The organism is Xanthomonas floridensis (genome assembly GCF_001642575.1).
Taxonomy (GTDB): Bacteria; Pseudomonadota; Gammaproteobacteria; order Xanthomonadales; family Xanthomonadaceae; genus Xanthomonas; species Xanthomonas floridensis.
Window position 1 is genome coordinate 116,241 of record NZ_LXNG01000012.1, and the last position, 13,102, is coordinate 129,342.

The following is a 13,102-nucleotide window of genomic DNA, read 5'->3' on the forward strand; positions in this document are numbered from 1 at the left end:
CATCGGCTGGCGTGACAAATGGCCGCCGTCGTTGGTGGCGTGATGATCTGAGCCACCGTGATAGATCCAGACGAGCGTGTGCAGCAGTGGGTCTGCACACGCTCGCAGGCCCAGTGATGGGATCAGGATTCGCTCGCCAGCGCATCCTTCAGGCGCGCTTTCTGCAGTTTGCCGGTGGCCGTGCGTGGCAATGCCTCGACCACCCGCAGGTGCTTGGGCACCTTGTACTTGGCCAGGCGCTCGATCAGATAGCTGCGAATCTGCTCGAGATCCGGCGCCTCGTCGGCCGGCACGATCGCCAGGTAGCCCACCTCTCCCCACTGCGGATCGGCCATGCCGACCACGGCGCATTCGCGGATCTGCGGGTGATCGACCAGGACGGCTTCGATCTCGGCGGGATAGACGTTTTCACCGCCGGAAATGAACATGTCCTTCTTGCGATCGACGACCCAGAAGAAGCCATCGGCATCGCGCTTGACGATATCGCCGGTGCGGAACCAGCCCTGCGCATCGCGCATCTCGGCGGTTGCCTGCGGGTCACCCCAATACCCCGGGGTGAGATTGGGGCCACGCAGCAACAGCTCGCCAGGCGTGCCCGGCGGACACTCGTTTCCGTCGCCATCCACAATCCGCGTCTGTACCGTCGGCGATGAAATACCTGCCGCCCCGAGTTTGCTGCGGATCACCTCGCAGTCCACCGACATACCGAACACCGTGCCGGCTTCACTCATGCCGAAGCCGCATACCATCGGGATGCCGTCTTCCAGCCAGCCCAGCAGATCGTCGCTGGCATGCGGCGCGCCACCGCTGACCAGCGCGGTGAGGTGACGCAACGAGGCAGGATCGAAGCCAGGCTGGTTACGGAACGCCTGCATCATCTGCGGCACGCCAACGTAGTGGGTGATCCCCAGTGAGGGATTGCCGAGCCAGTCCAGGGTGCGTCTGGGCTCGAAGCCGCTGGAAACCTGGATCGAACCGCCTAGCGCGAGCGCCGGGCGCACATTGGTGGCTAGGCCGATGATGTGGAACATCGGCGCTTCACACAGAAAACTACTTCCCGCATCCACGCGCGTGGTGACGCCGAAATTGTGCGCTACCTGCTGCAGGTTCTGTTCGCTCAGCATCACGCCCTTCGGCTGGCCGGAGGTGCCCGAGGTAAACAGGATCAGGCTGACGCGTTCGGGCGGGATATACGGTGTTTCGGCAGGCGTGAGCGTGCGGGCGCTGTCGATGAAGGCGGACACTGTCTCTACCGGTGCGCGTCCGGCGGCGACGTCGTCGCCCAGCAGCAGGCGTGGTTCTGCACGTTGCAGCAGGGCGTCCAGCTCGTTGGCGCTCAGCCGCCAGTTGAGCGGAACATAGATCGCGCCTACCCGTGCACAGGCGAAGTGGAGTGCGACCTGCCAGACCGAGTTGCGCGCAATGACCGCGAGCCGTTCGCCGTCGACACAGCCGCGTGTCTGCAGCAGGGCGGCCAGGCGGCCAATCAGGTCGTCCAGTTCGGCGTACGTCCATTGCTGCTCCAGCAGCAGGTCGCGGGCGGCAAGCCGTCGTGGCGTAAGCCGTGCATGGAACGAGATCGAATCGGTCGGCATGGTCATGGCACTGTCTTCCGAAAGCGGAGTGGGGAGTGACGGTGGTGAGTGCGACGGTGACGGCAGAAGGTTTGCTCGCACGCCGGAATCGGCGGCGATGGTTCATGTGACGCGTTGCGGTCGATCGGCAGCAGGCAGCTACCGATGCGCTTCACAATGCAGCGCATCGCGCTTGCGCGCGCGCTGGCACACCGCCGGTCCGCAGCGTGCTAGCTGAGATAGACGGTCTTGGTTTCAAGAAACGCATGCAGCCCCTCGACGCCGCCTTCGCGGCCGATTCCCGAGTGTTTGAAGCCGCCGAACGGCATGTCGATATCCACCCACATGCCATTGATCGAATGGCTGCCGCTGCGCACGCGACGCGCGATGCGATACGCGCGATCACTATCTTCGCCATAGACGGTGCCGTGCAGGCCGTAGTCGCTGGCATTGGCCTTGGCGATCAGATCTGCCTCATCGTGATAGTCGATGAAGCTCACCACCGGGCCGAAGATCTCTTCGCGTGCGATGGTCATGTCCGGTGTGACGTCGGCAAATACCGTCGGTTCGATGAAGAACCCGCGTGGCAGGTGCGCCGGGCGACCACCGCCCATGACCAGGCGCGCGCCTTCGGCGCTGCCCTTGGCGATATAGGACTGTACGCGCTCCAGCTGCCTGCCCAGTGCCAGCGGGCCCATGCCGGTGTCGGCAGCGAACGGGTCACCCAGCGTGATTGCTCCCAGGGCCGCGCAATACGCCTGCAGGATCTCTTCGCGTCGCTGCACCGGCACCAGCACACGGGTCAGCGCAAAACACACCTGGCCGGTAATCGGTATCGAGTAGGGCACCAGGCTGGGCAACACCTTGGCCAGATCGGCGTCCTCAAGCACGATGGCGGCCGACTTGCCACCCAGTTCCAGGCCACATCGCGCCAGGCGCTGCGCGCAGGCAACGCCGATCAGCCGTCCTGCCTGGGTGGAACCGGTAAAACTGACCTTGTTCACCAGCGGGTGGCCGATCAGCTGTTCGCCGACCTCGCGACCGCCCGGCACCAGGTTGAACACGCCATCGGGTACGCCTGCGGCACTGATGCACTCGGCCAGGATATAGGCATCGATCGGCGTTTCCGGCGACGGCTTGGCCACCACCGTGCAGCCGGCCGCCAGCGCTGCGGCAACCTTGTAGCAAAGCAGGACCAGGGGTGCATTCCACGGCGTGATTGCCGCAACCACGCCCACCGGCTCCTGCACCACGTGCACCAAACCGCCGTTGGCGCGTGCTCGCGATTCGACAAATGGGTGGGTGGCGATCAGATCACCGTAGTAGTCGAACAGGCCCGGGGCCTGCTGCGAGGCGCGACGACTGAAGCCGATGGTGGCGCCGACCTGGCCGGTCCAGGCCTCGGCCAGCTCCGGCAAGCGTGCGTGCAGCTGCTCGGCGACGCGTTTGAGCACGGTTCCGCGCTCGGCAGGCGACAGCTGCGGCCAGGGGCCGCTATCGAAGGCACGATGCGCGGCAGCCACGGCAGCCTCGACATCTGCGGGGGACGGCTCGGTGTAGCGCAGCAGACGCTCTTCTGTATGTGGGGCGATCACATCGACAACGCGATCACCGTTGCTGGCGCGCCACTGGCCATCGATGAACAGGCCATTGGGTCCACGTGCGGCGATCCCGCGCAGCGTAGCGGATAAGGCTTCCATACTCCCTCCTCAATGCAGAAAACCACTGGCAGCGCCAGCGATGCGTGGGGCGCACGCATCGCGCCGGGCGCGGGGAAAAGACTCAGGCGCTGTGTTTGGTCAGGTCGTATTCGCCCAGGCCGGGCTTGTAGCTTTTCTCGTCGATGAACTGACGGATGCCTTCCTTGCGCGCGTTGTTGTCGAAGGAGTTGGCCGCTTCCTGCATGCGCACCAGGTAATCCTCGGCTTCGTCGTAGGTCATGGTGCCCACGCGGCGGACGGCATCCTTGGCGTACTTCAGCGCCACCGGATTCTTGCGCAGGAGCAGCTCGGCCACTTCGCGGGTGCGTGCTTCCAGGCGCTCCAGCGGCACGCTCTCGTTGACCAGGCGCCATTGCGCGGCCTTCTTGCCGTCGATCATTTCGCCGGTCAGCGTCATCCACATCGCATCGCGCATGGACAGCAATTCCACCGCAACCTTGGTCACGCCACCGCCAGGCAGGATGCCCCAGTTGATCTCCGACAGGCCAAACTGCGCCTCATCGGCAGCAATGGCCAGATCGCAGGCAAACAGCGGGCCGAAACCGCCACCGAAGCACCAGCCGTTGACCATCGCGATGGTCGGCTTCTGGTACCAGCGCAGGCGACGGAACCAGCCATAGGATTCGCGTTGCGAGCGGCGCACGCCACGCAGGCCTTGCGCCTCAGTCTCGCGGAAGTATTCCTTCAGGTCCATGCCGGCCGACCACGCCGTGCCTTCGCCACCCAGCACCAGCACGCCCACGTTGTCGTCGAATTCCAGCTCGTCCAGCACGTCCATCATGCGGCGGTTGAGCGCCGGGCTCATTGCATTGCGCTTGTCGGGGCGTGCGAACTTCACCCAGGCGATGCGGTTTTCGATGCGAACCGATACCACGTCATGCTCGTTCAAGCGGCGTCTCCTTCAAGTCGGGGTTGCGGGAATCAGAACTCTTCGGCCAGCGCAGTGTCCGGAACGGTCGACCGCTCCAGGGTGGCGCTGTCGTTCAATTTGCACAGCAGGCGTAGCAGGGTCTGCTGTTCGCCGGGCTGCAGGCCGGTGCAAGTACGCTCGACCGCACGCGCAAGGCAGCCCTGCGCCACGTCCAGCGTGCGTTGGCCATGCTCGGTCAGATACAGGCCCTTGCTGCGTCGGTCGCGGCCGGCCAGGCGTTCGATCAGGCCCTGGTCTGCCAGGGCATTGGCGATCTTCATGCCGGCGGCACGGTTGACCAGCAGCCGGTTGCCGAGCTCGGTCTGGTCGCAGCCGGGCTGGTCGCGGATGTGGATCAACGCGGTGACGCGGGCGGGTGTGAGGTGGAGTTCGGCCAGTTCCTGGCGCGCGGCGTGACTGGACGCCAGGGCGGCCAGTTGCAATTGGTAGCCAAGGTCTGCGGCAAGTGCCAGGCGAGCGGTCATCGATCCATCCAGATTGTATCCGTTAAATACAATCTAGCCGACCGAAGCGGGCGCTGCAAGAGGTGCCGTCGTCAAAGTGCAAGCCTGGTGCGCGCCCGCGTGGCGTGTGGCGGGCGCGTGCCGCCTACGGTTTACGGCGTGGTCACTGGATCAGCCAGCCGGCCAGCTGCTCGCGGCTGAGATAGCCGCTGTGGCGGGTATCGAGCGCATCGAATTCATCGGCCAGTGCCGGGTTGGCCTGGGCTTCGGCACGGCTGATGCGGCCATCCCCGTCGGTATCCATGGCCTGGAAATCGATGCGGTAGCTGCCGACCACGTTGCTGGGCTGGATCGAACGCACGATCACGCTGGATTCGCCGTGCGGGCGGTCGAGCTGGGTTTGATGGGTGACCTCGCCTGCCGCCAGCGGCTGGGTGCGGATGGCACTGGGCACCTCGATCAGCGGCATGCTGCTGGCCGGTGTAGGTGCCTGCTGTGCGGTGGCAACGCCGCAGATGAGCAATAGGGCAGAGAGTGTGGCGATACGGCTGGTGGTCATCAGATCCCCCTGATGTGGAACAGCCCGTAAGGATAGAGCGTGCGGGATGGATTGAGGGATGCCCGACGCAGGCGTTGCGGACGACGGGCGGCCCGGGCAGTGCCGGTTATGGCGTGGATGCGGCGCTGCAGTGGCGGCGTTGTCCGCCCCGCCAGGGCGACGGCACTCTGCCGCCGCCCTGCGCGCCGCTCAGCCGGGGATGAACGGAAACACGATCTTGAGCAATCCCTTCAGGCCGCCCTCGGCCGTGCTGGCGACCGCCTTGGCACCCAGGCTGTTGAGCGCGCGGCGCACATCCTCCCAGCGCAGTTGCGCGATGTCCTTTTTCAGCAAGTCGGAGACTTCTTCTGCGGTGGGGGTGAGTTTTTGCAGTTCGCGCACGGTGGCCTGGGGATCCGGCTGCAGGTATCCCCAGCGTTCGGCGATCTTCAGCAGCGTGTCGAAACGCACCGCGACCACTTCGCGATTGCGCTCGTAGACCGGCAGCGCGCCGACATCGAGAATGGCCTGCTCGAACTGCTGCGCGTCGTCAGGGTGTTCGATACGCACGGCCAGAAACCCCTCCTTGCGGCTGCGCTCGCTGACGTGCTTGGCGCCGGAGCGCAGATTGTCTTCGGTGAGCACGTTGGCCACGATGCGCTGCATGGCCGCATCGCCTTCTTCGGGCACCAGTGCGCGCCAACGTGCGTAGCCGTCGCGACGCAGTGCCTTGACCTTGGCCGAGGTCACACGCAGCTGCAGCGCGACCGCGGCGTTGGAGCTGTTGCGCGAAATGGCGCCATCGCGTTCCAGCAGCACGAAGATCAGCAATTCCAGGTCACGCTTGGTCAATGACTGGAATCCCTGCAACAGGGTCAGTCGCAGGAATTCGCTGCCGAAGGCGGCCGCGTCCTTGAGTTCGATCGGTTGCATGGGGAGTCCTCCACTGGTGACCTGCAGGATGCCAGGACGCTGTTGCGCGGCCTGAGAACCGATGCGACGCGCACAGCAGTTTCAGCGTCCGGTTTCGCGCCCCGGGCGATCGGATCTGAACGTTTCAACTGCGCCACGGTCCTGCAACGTCACCACCACCTGCTTGCCATCGGTGCCGCCGAAGGCGACGTTGCTGGCCTTGCGGCCTTTCAGCGCGATGGTGCGCAGTAACTTGCCGGCCGGCGACACCACGGCGATCTGCCCGGCGTCGTAACGGGCGATGTAGAGATTGCCGTCGGCATCGCAGCGCATGCCGTCCATGCCGAAATCGGGGAAGGTAATCAGCAGGCGCTTGTTGCGCAGGCTGCCGTCGTCCTGCCGGTCGTAGACCCACACCTTGCGCGACATGCTTTCATTGACGTACAGATGCTTGCCGTCGGGGCTGACGTCCAGCCCGTTGGGTGTGGTCATGCCGGCTTCCAGCAAACGCACCGCGCCAGTGCGGCTGATGTGCCACAGGCGCCCGCTGTTGTCCTTCCAGTTCGGATCGCTGGCGTAGAAACTGCCATCGGGCGCAAGCGCCAGATCGTTGGGGCCATCGGCCTCGGGTAGCGAAGCGAAGGTGCTGACCGCGCGCGTCTTCGGATCCACCCGCAATAGTGCGTGACCGGTGTAGTCGGCCACGTACATCATCCCGTCGCGGAAGCGGATGCCATTGCCGGTGCTGCCCGCCGGCAGGGTCACGAAGACGTCGGCCTTTGCGCTGCCATCGGCGTGCAGGGTGATGCGCGCGATGGTGCCGTCCTTGCCCAGGTTGACGGCATAGAGCGCGCCATCCGGACCGAAGGCGGGACCTTCGGCGTTGTGGGTGAAGGCGCCATCGCCGATCAGGTCGCGCGCGACGAATGACATGTCGGCAGCGATGGCGAGCGAACTGGACAACAGCAAGGCCAGCGGCAAGAGACGCAGGCGGGTGACGGCGGTCATGCGGCATGCTCCGGATGGGATCGCCAGCAGTGTGCCAGAACGTGCGCAGCGGCCATGGCGGTGATCACGCGCGATCAAGTAAGGTGCGCGGGCAGTGTTGCAGCAGCGCGGCAGAAATGGACTGGAGCAATTGGCGATCGGCAGCGTTGGTCGGCGTGGCGCTTCCGATAGGTGTCCCTGTCACGCGCACCTCGCGACACGCGTTACGCCGGTCTGATGCTGCCTGCGCGCGCTGGTCGCCACTCTTACTTGAAGGAGGTTTGCATGTCCGTGGAATCCTTGACGCGTCGCCGCCTGCTTGCCGCCTTCGGTGGTGCAGGCATCCTGCTCGGTGCACCCGCATGGGCGCTGCCGAAGAAAAAGCCTGGAAAGCCGCTCAACGTCGCGTTGGCAGGCCTGGGCAGTTATGCAAGCGAACAACTTGCACCGGGCCTGGCCCTGACCAAGCATTGCAAGCTGGCGGGCATCGTGACCGGCACGCCGTCCAAGATTCCGCAATGGCAGTCCAAGTACGGCATTGCCGATCGCAACGTCTACAACTACGACAACTTCGATCGCATTGCCGACAATGACGACATCGATGTGGTGTACATCGTTACCCCGACCCATCTGCATGCGCCGCTGGCATTGCGTGCGGCAGCGGCCGGCAAGCACGTGTGGTGCGAGAAGCCGATGGCCATGCATGCGGGCGAATGCGAGGCGATGATTGCGGCCTGCAAGCGCAACAAGGTGGCGTTGACGATCGGCTATCGCATGCAGCACGAGCCCAATACCCGCCGCTTGATCGCGATGGCCAGCGAAAAGCCGTTCGGCGCGATGCAGCGCGTGCGCGCCGAGGCGGGGTACAACGGCTATCAAGGCACTGCCAAGGCCGACCGCCCATGGCGGCTGCGCTCACAGTTCGGTGGTGGCGCGATGTACGACATGGGCGTCTATCCGCTCAATGCCGCGCGTTACACCGTGGGCGCCGAGCCGCTGGCGGTGACCGCCAAGCGCTGGACCGACCGTCCCGAGCTGTTCGATGAAGTGGACGAGCATATGGATTTCACGCTGGAATTCCCCAATGCGGTGCGTGCGCAGTGCAAGACCAGCTTCGGTGCCAACATGAATGTGCTGCGCGCCGAGTGCGAGCGCGGCTGGTACGAGCTGTCGCCGTTCCAGAGTTACCAGGGCGTGACCGGCAAGGCCAGCGATGGCCGCGTATTCGACGCCAAGGTACCGCACCAGCAGGCGCTGCAGATGGACGAAGACGCGCTGGCGATCATGAATGGCACACCGCTGCGCGCGCCGGGCGAGGAAGGCCTGCGCGACATCCGCATTGTCGATGCGATCTACCGCTCGGCGCGGGAAGGCAGCAAACGGATCGTGCTGTAAGCGAGCCGGCTCCGGCGGCCGAGTACCGCCGGGGCCACCGTCATCGCAGGCAGCGGCCCAGGGCCGCCGGGCATGGCAGCACACAGCGGCAACAGACAGCCGGACGGTGGAGCGAGCAAGCGGCCAACCGGTCGCGGTGCGTCACGCCTGCAATCAACGGCCAACAGCGGCAAGCAGCAGGCCAGCGGCAACCAGCGGACACAGGTATGGCGATGCAATGAGTGAAGGACAAGCGTCAATTGCGCGAAAGCGAGCCGTGCCAGCCGGGAGGGAGTTCCTACCACAAGGCACGGGACCAACCATCACCAGGATTCCCGCTGCACGCCCCAGGCGCGCTTCAAACGCCCAGAGCATCGCTGTGCAGGAATGATTCAAACGCGCTGTGAGCTTCGCGCGGTGGTTGAAGGAATCGACGGCAGCATATACAGACGAACCGACCAACCGCATTTACGATTCCCGATTCCCGGCCTCACTCCCGCATCGCCAGCACCGTGATCTCTTCCCGATCGTGGTACAGCTGCTTGGCACGCACGGTCAGCGATTTCTCCGCCTGCTGCTCGAACAGGTCCAGGCACAGACGCGTTTCGTCCCAGCGTTTTTTCATCGGCAGCTTGAGGTTGAAGATGGTGTGGCGGCACCAGCCTTCGCGCACCCAGGTGGCCATGCGCTCGGCAACGCGGCGCGGTTGCTCCACCATGTCGCAGACCATCCAGTCCAGCGGTTGCGCCGGCTTCCAATGAAAGCCGTCCGCACGCAGGTGCTCGACCAGGCCGGTGGCCAGCACATGCTCGCGCAACGGGCCGTTGTCCACGCTGGTGACGTGCACATGCTGGCGCGTCAGCACCCAGGTCCAGCCGCCGGGGGCGGCGCCCAGATCGGCGGCACGCATGCCGGGTTTGACCAGGCGCTCGCGTTCTTCGGGCGTGAGCAGGGTCAGCAGTGCTTCGTCGAGCTTGAGCGCCGAGCGCGACGGCGCTTCGGGCAGCAATTTCAGGCGAGGAATCCCCAGTGGCCACGGGGCGCTGTCGTCGGCATCGGCCACTGCCAGCAGCGCGTGGTCGCCATCGAGAAAGCACACATGCAGGCGCGGCAGGCGCGCCTGCGGCTTGTCGGTCAACAGGCCGGCCTTGCGCAGTGCCGGACGCAGCGCGTTGCCGAAGCTGCGCGCCAGCCCCGCCAGCGGTTTGCCGGCATCCGAATCCGGATGTTCCACCCACAGGTCGCCAAAGCGTGGCTGCCCGTCCAGCGCGGCCAGGATCGGTGTGATGCGGTCCTTGGGATCGATGCCCTTGAGTTCGGCGAGTACGACCAGTTTCTGGCGGGCAAAGATCAGTTCGCGCCACTGCAGCCTGGCGGCCAGATGCGCGGCGTCGTCGCAGACGAACAGCACATAGCCGTCGTTGCGTTGGGTGCGCGCATAGCCGGCGACGCCGACAAATGCCGCGCGTGCGCTCAGTTCGGCCGCCAGCTCAGGCTCGAATCCCTGGCGGCAATAGCAGAGCAGCTCGCTCATCGCGGCGCTCGCAATAAGCGGTCAATAACGATCACCGCCGCCCTCGCCGTAGCTGCGCAGCACCGCACAGGCCTGTTCGCGCTGCACATCGCGCACCACCTCGATACCACGGCGGGTCAGTTCGCCCACCCAGTCGGTGGGCAGCGGGCCTTCGTCGAATTCGGTCAGCGCCATCACGTCTTCGGCGCGGGCGCCGATCAGCAGACGGTCGATGCCGGCCCACACCGTGGCGCCATAGCACTGGCAGCACGGCTGCGCCGAGGTAGCCAGCGTGATCGGCGACAGCACGTCGTTCAGGCGCGGCGTCTGCAAGCGCTGCTGCGCCAGCATGTAGGCCATGTTCTCGGCATGCGCCAGCGAAGTGGTCTGCGGCACCACCCGGTTCACCGCCGCGGCGATGATGTGATCATCCGGCCCGAACACCACCGCACCGAACGGGCCGCCACTGCGGGCTTCCACATTCATCCGCGACAGCGCGATGGCCAGCGCCACCTTGTCGTCGTCGCCGGGATAGGCGCGGCTGGCATCCACGAAGTCATGGATCCAGGCGGGCAGGGTGAGGTGGACTTGCGCGTAGAGCATCACTGGACGACCGGTAGCGGAGAAGAAGCCAAGCGGCGCAGTGTATCGGCCCGGACGCGGCGCGCAAAACGCCGCTGCGGACGGATCTGAATACGGCTGGCGCCGGCGGTCGTCCGGCGTGCTCAGTCAGCGTCGTGGCGGCGCATCGCGCGCAGGCGCGCAGCCCGGCGCGCGTGGTCGTCTTATGACGAAGGATCTACTTTGCAGTGCATTGGCCGGACACGCACTGGCAGGCACTGATCTCGCGGAAACCGCAGACGCTCATCATGCCGCTGGACTGGCACTGCGCCATCACGCCTTTCGGATCGGTTGGGCTGCTGACGTTGACGCAGGCTGGATAGGCCCCGCAACAGTTGCCGACGTTCTTCACCGCGCAATCGGCGTCGACCTTGCAGGTAGTGACGACGGTGATGGGCTTGGCGCTTGCCGGCGGCGGTGTGGCCGCGTCGGTTGGCGGTGCGGCTACGCAGCCGATCAGAAAAACGGACGCCATCATCAACAAACTGCTCAGATACCAGGACAAGGCACGGGACATGCGGTTGCTCCGATCACGACAGATGAGGTGCATGGTAAGCCCAGCATGCGGTGCATGTGGTAGCGCGGCGTGCAGGTGTGTCGCCCCACCCGATGCGGTCAGGCCAGGACCGCCGCGCAGCGCCAGGGTGCAGCCTGGCGCTTGAGCGCGTTGTGCCCGTCGACGCCGGGACGAATGGGGTGCTGCAAGAGATGCGCATCGCAGGTTGCCATCGCATACGGATGCCGGACCGACGCCGCGGTGATGGGTGCCTGCGGCTTGTTCGATCGTCCACTCAACGGTGTCCGGACAGCACGGCACCACAGTGGCTGGCGAGCGTCAGCTGCTGCATGCTCTCGTCGCGCTGCTCGGTGGGCAGCGCATCGTCGGGCGTGTGGGCAGTGAACAGGCACAACGCCTCGGCCGGGGTGACTGCCTGCGCGCCTTGGGGTGGCGGCGAGCAGGCCGACAGACCGATCGAAAGCGAAACGACTGCGGCGTACAGGGTGCGCGAACCCGGTGGTGGGAGGCACATGACGGCATTCCATCGGACGCAGACTGCAATCTAGGGGCGATAACACGCCAATGGTCGGCGTCAGTTCGCTTCCGCATGCAGTGCTGCGCACCACAGCACGCCGATCAGCAGACAGGCGATCGCCGCAAGTTCCAGTGGCGTGGGGAGTCGCATTTCCCAGGCAAATCCATAGATCAGCGCGAACACCGTCTCGAATACGATCATCTGCCCCACCAAGGTCAGTGGCAGCACGCGGCTCGCGCGGTTCCAAAGCGCATTGCCGATGACCGAGGCGAGGATGCCCAGCAACAGCGAAATACCCCAAAAGCCTGCCCAGTCGATCGGCGCATGGGGGGCGCTGCCGATCAGTGCCGCAGGCGCCAGCAATGCTGCCAGCGCACCGGTCACCACGCCGGTCAGCAGCGACCAGTCGCCACCGGAGAGATCGGGGCGGCGCCGCAACCAGCGCGCATTGGCGATCGAGTATGCCGACCACGAGACCAGGGCACCCACGGCGCATAGCAGCCCCGCAATGCGGGTGAGACGATCGCCAGCCTGCTGTCCGGAATCGTCGTGCACGGTGTCGAGCGCGACCAACGCCACGCCGATGACGCAGAGCACGCATGGTGCGGCGAGCCGCCGCAGTTGCACCGCGCCCGCTGCACGCGTGCCGATCACGGTCACCACCACCGGCAACAGGCCGATGATCAGCGCAGTGGCGGCGCTGCCAGCCCACTGCACGGCGCTGCCCAGCAGCACGTAATAGATCAGATTGCCCATCAGGCTCAGGCGCACCAGCGCCCACCACTCCGCGCGGCCCAGGCGGGCGGCGGTGAGGCGTGCACGTGGTGCCAGGACCACTGCGGCCACCACGCCATAGGACAGGTAGCGCGCCACCGCCAGCTGCATCGGCGTGAATGCAGACAAGAGTTGCGGTGCCAGAAACACCAGCCCCCACAGCGCGCCCGCGCCAATGCCGCAGGCGACGCCCATCGTCAAACGTTCACGCATCGGGCGTTTCCTTGCCTGTCATGCCGGGCAGCGTGCAGCGCGGTAGCGGGATGAGCAAGGCCTGGTGTGTGGACATGCAGTGCCAAGGCTGCAAAAACCAGCAAGTTAAGGCGCTCAACGCGGCGTAGCTGGGCTGGCATGTGACGCCGGCATCGACACGCCTGCGCACCTGCCGGATCGACGCAGCGTGAGCTGCTCGGAAGTGACAGGTAGCGCGCGAAGACCATGGCGGCTCTGCCTCGTCCACCCATGCCCTGAGACTGCCGGCTGCGTCTTGCCAGCGATGCATGGCCATCGATCGTTGGAAGCGTGCAATGAGGCGGCGGAAGACAACATACCGGCCGCGCAGCAAACCACCATCCGCTGACAAGCAGCCATCAGCCATCGGATCGATGGCGGGTGTCTTCGCACGCGGGTAGCAAGCCATCCTGCGCAATCGACACATTGCACGCATCGACCACGCCACA

13 protein-coding genes are annotated in these 13,102 nt (G+C 65.5%); 1 reads left to right on the plus strand and 12 read right to left on the minus strand.

The window, feature by feature from the left end:
• Nucleotides 1–122: 122 nt before the first annotated feature.
• The 7 genes from A7D17_RS07770 to A7D17_RS07800 all read right to left on the minus strand — a co-directional run bounded on the left by A7D17_RS07770 (nt 123) and on the right by A7D17_RS07800 (nt 7,127).
• Nucleotides 123–1,601 (minus strand): AMP-binding protein, encoded by a 1,479-nt coding sequence (locus A7D17_RS07770; RefSeq protein WP_064508577.1) that lies wholly within the window; start codon nt 1,599–1,601, stop codon nt 123–125.
• Nucleotides 1,602–1,804: 203 nt separating this feature from the next.
• Nucleotides 1,805–3,274 carry an aldehyde dehydrogenase gene (locus A7D17_RS07775; protein WP_064508578.1) on the minus strand — a complete coding sequence of 490 codons (1,470 nt, stop codon included), beginning with the start codon at nt 3,272–3,274 and terminating at the stop codon, nt 1,805–1,807.
• An 82-nt stretch (nt 3,275–3,356) separates the two neighbouring features.
• Entirely contained in the window at nt 3,357–4,184 is an 828-nt protein-coding gene (locus A7D17_RS07780; RefSeq protein WP_064508579.1) for a p-hydroxycinnamoyl CoA hydratase/lyase, read from the minus strand.
• Between the two features lie 32 nt (nt 4,185–4,216).
• The gene (locus A7D17_RS07785) at nt 4,217–4,690 is read right to left on the minus strand and encodes a MarR family winged helix-turn-helix transcriptional regulator (protein ID WP_064508580.1); all 474 of its coding nucleotides are present in this window, start codon (nt 4,688–4,690) and stop codon (nt 4,217–4,219) included.
• A 142-nt stretch (nt 4,691–4,832) separates the two neighbouring features.
• Complete coding sequence (locus A7D17_RS07790; protein ID WP_064508581.1) at nt 4,833–5,228, minus strand: EF-hand domain-containing protein; 396 nt, start codon at nt 5,226–5,228, stop codon at nt 4,833–4,835.
• Between the two features lie 189 nt (nt 5,229–5,417).
• Nucleotides 5,418–6,140 (minus strand): hypothetical protein, encoded by a 723-nt coding sequence (locus A7D17_RS07795; protein WP_064508582.1) that lies wholly within the window; start codon nt 6,138–6,140, stop codon nt 5,418–5,420.
• A gap of 81 nt (nt 6,141–6,221) precedes the next feature.
• The gene (locus A7D17_RS07800) at nt 6,222–7,127 is read right to left on the minus strand and encodes an SMP-30/gluconolactonase/LRE family protein (protein ID WP_064508583.1); all 906 of its coding nucleotides are present in this window, start codon (nt 7,125–7,127) and stop codon (nt 6,222–6,224) included.
• Nucleotides 7,128–7,391: 264 nt separating this feature from the next.
• On the opposite strand from A7D17_RS07800, the gene A7D17_RS07805 reads away from it, so the two are divergent.
• Complete coding sequence (locus tag A7D17_RS07805) at nt 7,392–8,501, plus strand: Gfo/Idh/MocA family protein (protein WP_064508584.1); 1,110 nt, start codon at nt 7,392–7,394, stop codon at nt 8,499–8,501.
• Nucleotides 8,502–8,970: 469 nt separating this feature from the next.
• On the opposite strand, the gene rlmM is transcribed toward A7D17_RS07805, so the two are convergent.
• The 5 genes from rlmM to A7D17_RS07835 form a co-directional block, all read right to left on the minus strand.
• A complete protein-coding gene (gene rlmM / locus A7D17_RS07810) occupies nt 8,971–10,014 on the minus strand; it encodes a 23S rRNA (cytidine(2498)-2'-O)-methyltransferase RlmM (RefSeq protein WP_064508585.1) in 1,044 nt (347 codons plus the stop codon).
• A 21-nt stretch (nt 10,015–10,035) separates the two neighbouring features.
• A complete protein-coding gene (locus tag A7D17_RS07815; RefSeq protein ID WP_064508586.1) occupies nt 10,036–10,596 on the minus strand; it encodes a nucleoside deaminase in 561 nt (186 codons plus the stop codon).
• 196 nt (nt 10,597–10,792) lie between these two features.
• Nucleotides 10,793–11,131 carry a hypothetical protein gene (locus A7D17_RS07820; RefSeq protein WP_064508587.1) on the minus strand — a complete coding sequence of 113 codons (339 nt, stop codon included), beginning with the start codon at nt 11,129–11,131 and terminating at the stop codon, nt 10,793–10,795.
• A gap of 274 nt (nt 11,132–11,405) precedes the next feature.
• Nucleotides 11,406–11,645 (minus strand): hypothetical protein, encoded by a 240-nt coding sequence (locus A7D17_RS07830; protein ID WP_064508589.1) that lies wholly within the window; start codon nt 11,643–11,645, stop codon nt 11,406–11,408.
• 60 nt (nt 11,646–11,705) lie between these two features.
• Nucleotides 11,706–12,635, minus strand: coding sequence for a DMT family transporter (locus tag A7D17_RS07835; protein WP_064508590.1), 930 nt, complete (start codon nt 12,633–12,635; stop codon nt 11,706–11,708).
• Nucleotides 12,636–13,102: the final 467 nt, after the last annotated feature.